Here is a 4,549-nt window from a genome sequence, read left to right on the forward strand (position 1 = left end):
GCCGCCGAGCGCTTCCCCTGGCTCGCCCCCGGCATCGTCGGCATCGGCTGGACGCCGGACGACGGGCACGTGGATCCGGCCCCGGCGATGCGCACGATCGCGGCGCTCGCGCGCGAGGTCGGCGTGGAGATCGTCGAGGGTGCCGAGGTGGATCGGCTGGAGCTCGCCGGCGGGCGCATCGAGGGCGTCGCGGTGGGGGAGCGCACCGTCCGGTCGCCGCTCGTCGTGCTGGCCGCGGGCGTCTGGTCCTCCCGGCTGCTCCGCCGCGCGGGCATCGGACTGCCCCTGCATGTCGGGCGGAGCACGCTCTCGGTCACGAGGCCGGTCGCGCCGCTCACCCGATCGAGCGTCTGGGACGTCACCGGCGCCGGATTCCGGCAGTCGTCGGACGGCCGGATCGTGGTCGGCATGGGGGCGTTCGTCGACGTCGACGTGCGCTGGGAGGATGTGCGCGCCTCGCTGAGCCTGCTGCCCGTGCTGTGGCAGAACCGTCGCACCATGCGGATCCACCCCGGCAGGCCGCTCGCGGGCGATCTCGCAGACCTGGTGACGGGCAAGGGGCTGCGACCCTTCGAATGGAGCGAGGCCGAGCCCAACGCCCGCACCGCGGCGGAGGGGGTGCGCCTCCTCGGCGAGCTGGTGCCCGCGCTCGCCGGCGTCGAGCTCGAGACCGCGTGGGCGGGGCTCATGGACAGCACCCCCGACTTCCTGCCGATCGCCGGTGCGTCCGGGGTCGACGGGCTGCTCCTCATCGCCGGCACGAGCGGCCACGGCCTGGGCATCGCGCCCGCGCTGGCGGACGGTGTGGCGGCACTCGTCGAGAGCGGCGAGGAATCGAGCCTGATCTCCCCGTTCTCGTACCGGAGGTTCGCGAGGCGGGGTCACCCCGCCGAGCGGGCGACGACCGGATGACCAGAGACCGAATACCAGCAGTCAAAGTGGATAGGAGTCCGAACCCATGAGTGAATCGCTGCCCTGGCCGTTCTACACCGAGCCGAGCAAGGTCGACGTGAGAGGCCTCGACGTCGCCTATCGCCGCAAGGGCGAGGGCGAGCCGGTGCTCTACCTGCACGGCGCCGGTCTCACCCAGCGCTGGCTGCCGTTCCACGAGAAGATGTCGGAGCGCGTCGACCTCCTCGCGCCCGAGCATCCCGGCTTCGGCGACACCGAGATGCCCGAATGGCTCGACGGCTTCGACGATGTCGTCCTGCACTACGCCGACCTGCTCGACACGCTCGGCATCGACCGGGTGCACGTGGTCGGCCATTCCTTCGGCGGCTGGATCGCTGCGGAGTTCGCCGTGTTCTTCCCCGAGCGCATCAAGTCGCTCCAGCTGATCGCCCCCGCAGGGCTGAAGGGCGCCGACCTGAACGACCCCTTCCGCCAGGAGGGCTTCGAGGCCTTCGAACGCGTCTTCAACGGGCGGGGCGAGGAGTTCCCCGACTACATCGAGGAGGGCGACCCCGTCGAGGCGCTCGTGCAGGGCTACAAGGAGACCACGGCCCGGGCCCGACTCGCCTGGCAGCCGCGGCACGACCGGAAGCTGCCCCGTCGCCTCGGGCGCGTCACGGCGCCGACCCAGGTGCTGCTGGCGCAGGAGGACCGGGTCATGGACGTGAACGTCTCGGCGCAGTACGCCGACTACATCGAGGGCGCCACCGTGTCGGTCGTCGAATCGGACGGCATCCCCACCTCGCACGTGCCCTTCGTGCAGGCGCCCGAGGTGCTCGCCACCACCATCACCAACTTCGTCGCTGAGCATTCGGAGGCCTGATCAAGATGAACAAGCTGGAATTCTACGTCGCCAACGGGGGCAAGTTCCCCTACATCCCGCGCCGGGACAAGATCGGCAAGTCGATCTACATCTCGACCCCGAACGACTACTACGATCCGGTGCGCGGCCAGCGCATCCTCGAGGACTACCTCGGCCTCTTCGAGCTCGAGGAGAAGCTTGGCTACGACGGCGCCGTGATCCTCGAGCAGCACGGCGGGCCGAACTCGCTCGTGGGCCAGTCCATCGTGATGGCCGCCGCGGCGATCAGCCACACGCGGGAGATGCGGATCGGCACGGTCGGCGCGATCCTCAACAGCTACCGCACCCCCATGCGCTACGCGGAGGAGGTCGCGACCCTCGACATCCTCTCGAACGGGCGCTATTTCTTCGGTCTGCCGATGGGCATCGGCGCGAACTACCACGGGCTCGGCGTGATGAACCCGACCTACGCCCGCGAGCAGTTCCGCGAGGGGCACGAGTTCCTCAAGCGCGCCTTCACCGAACGGGAGCCGTTCAGCTTCGACGGCAAGTTCTACCAGACGGAGTACGCGAACCTGTGGCCGCGGCCGCTGCAGGACCCGTATCCCGAGGCGTGGGTGCCGGCCGCCGGCTCGAAGGACTCGCTTTCCTTCGCCGCGCAGAACGGCTACACCTACCTCGCGGTGCTGGTGCCGTGGCCGATCCTGCTCAAGAACTGCCAGATCTTCCGCGATGCGGTGGAGGAGGCCGGGCAGGAGTGGGACCCGCGCCGCATCGTGGCGAACGCGCACGTCTACGTCGCCGAGACCGACAAGCAGGCCCGGCAGGAGGCGGAGGCGCACGTGATGTCGCTGCTGCAGAACTCGCTCGGTTCGCCGTTCCACGACTCGTTCCCGCCTGGCCACGTGACGATCCCCTCGCTGCGTGGCATGGCCGCCGGCGGCGGCTACCGCAGCAAGGACATCAGCACGACGACCTACGAGGAGGGGCTCGAGAGCGGTCAGTTCATCGTCGGCTCGCCCTCGACGGTGGCCGAGCGGATCGAGGAGATCACCACCAAGATGGGAGCCGGCCGCCTGAACCTGACCGGCGACATGTGGACCATGCCCGACTGGATGGCCCGCAAGAACCTGACGATCTTCGCGGAGGAGGTCATGCCGCGCTTCCGCGAGCCGGGCGGCAAGCCCTCCTGGGACAAGAGCTCGCGCGCCGGCTACCGCACGGTCAGCGAGTACGGCGCCATCGCGGGGGAGCCCAAGTTCGTGCCGCAGTCGATCGTCGAGGGCGTCGGCCCGGTCGACATCCGCACCGCCCACATCCCCGAGCTGCGCGTCCCCGTCGAGGACTGACTCAGCCGAGGACCGACCCCGTCGAGCCGCAGCTCGCCCCACACTCATACGCAATAGAAGGAGCACCATGTCCATCATCGTCACCGTCCGCATCCCCGACGCCGACATCGAGCGCGTGCGTCAAGTCGACGCCGATTACCCCGAGCTCCGCGCCCAGCTGGGCGAGTCGCTCAAGCGCCACGGCAACATCTCGCATCGTCGCGTGTACCGCGGCAACGAGATCATGGACATCGACGAGTGGGAGTCGGAGGAGGGCCTCCGCGCCTTCCTCGCCGAGTCCGGCCCCGTCATCGCGCAGCTCGCGGAGCTGCGCGGCACGGGGAAGCCCAGCGACACCATCTGGTCGATCTACTGAACCGCCCGGGAGGCTGAAGGTGTCTGACGTGCAGGAGCAAACCGTGGCGCTCGACCCGGAGCTCGTCGATGCGATCGTGGAGCGCGCGCAGCAGCTGCTGCCGCTCGGCTCGCTCTGGGCGGCCGAGGGCGGTGCGGCTCGTGCCGACTCCCCGGCCGATGGCGGGAGCGACGCCGACGCGCGCGAGGCCCTGGCCGAGCTCGGCCGCCGGCTCGGCGAGATGTACCCCTACGGCGACGTGAGGTACATCGGTCAGATCCTCAAGCCCCCCCACCCGGTCGCGTGGGCGGCGAACGCCGTCACCGCCCTGATCAACCCCAACAACCACGCGCTCGACGGGGGGCCCGCCACGGCCCACCTCGAGAAGGAGGCGGTGGCCGATCTGGCGCGCATGTTCGGCATGCCGCAGCATCTCGGCCACCTCACCTCCTCGGGCACGATCGCCAATCTCGAGGCGCTGTTCGTCGCTCGGGAGCTCCGTCCCGAGGGGGTGGTGCTCTCGAGCGAGGCCGCGCACTACACGCACAAGCGGATGTGCGCGCTGCTGCGCATGGAGCACGAGACGGTGCCTCAGGACGAGGGCGGGCGCATGGACGTCGAGGCGCTCGAGCGGCGCCTCGAGCAGGGCGGGGTGTCGCTGGTCGTCGCGACGCTCGGGACGACGAGTCTCGGCGCGCTCGACCCGGTCCACCGCATTCTCGAGCTCGGCCGGCGCTACGGCGTGCGCGTGCACGTCGACGCCGCGTACGGCGGCTTCCACGTGCTGCTCGCGGGCGACGATCCGACCGTCGATCCGGCGCCGTTCCGCGCGCTCCCCGAGGCCGACACGATCGTGGTCGATCCGCACAAGCACGGCCTGCAGGCCTTCGGCTGCGGCAGCGTGCTCTTCGCGGATCCCTCGGTCGGCAGCCTCTACCTGCACGACTCGCCCTACACCTACTTCACCTCGGACGAACTGCACCTCGGCGAGATCAGCCTGGAGTGCTCGCGACCCGGGGCACCCGCCGCGGCCTTCTGGGCCACCACGCGGGTGCTGGAGCTGACCTCCGGGGGACTCGGCGCCCAGCTGCGCCGGAGCCGGGAGGCCGCGAC

The 4,549-nt window shown here is 70.3% G+C and carries 5 protein-coding genes; all 5 read left to right on the plus strand.

Annotated elements, in window-relative coordinates; translation table 11 throughout:
- On the plus strand, positions 1-912 hold a 912-nt coding region (locus ACFPZL_RS10355), incomplete at its 5' end, for an NAD(P)/FAD-dependent oxidoreductase (protein WP_382335326.1).
- 46 nt (positions 913-958) lie between these two features.
- Positions 959-1,774 carry an alpha/beta fold hydrolase gene (locus ACFPZL_RS10360; protein ID WP_218114026.1) on the plus strand — a complete coding sequence of 272 codons (816 nt, stop codon included), beginning with the start codon at positions 959-961 and terminating at the stop codon, positions 1,772-1,774.
- Positions 1,775-1,779: 5 nt separating this feature from the next.
- Positions 1,780-3,102 carry an LLM class flavin-dependent oxidoreductase gene (locus tag ACFPZL_RS10365; RefSeq protein WP_218114027.1) on the plus strand — a complete coding sequence of 441 codons (1,323 nt, stop codon included), beginning with the start codon at positions 1,780-1,782 and terminating at the stop codon, positions 3,100-3,102.
- 67 nt (positions 3,103-3,169) lie between these two features.
- Positions 3,170-3,457 (plus strand): hypothetical protein, encoded by a 288-nt coding sequence (locus ACFPZL_RS10370; RefSeq protein WP_218114028.1) that lies wholly within the window; start codon positions 3,170-3,172, stop codon positions 3,455-3,457.
- 28 nt (positions 3,458-3,485) lie between these two features.
- Positions 3,486-4,549, plus strand: a 1,064-nt coding sequence (locus ACFPZL_RS10375) for a pyridoxal phosphate-dependent decarboxylase family protein (protein WP_382335328.1), incomplete at its 3' end; no start/stop codon positions are given.

Source organism: Leucobacter soli, from assembly GCF_042659205.1.
Lineage (GTDB): Bacteria > Actinomycetota > Actinomycetes > Actinomycetales > Microbacteriaceae > Leucobacter > Leucobacter soli.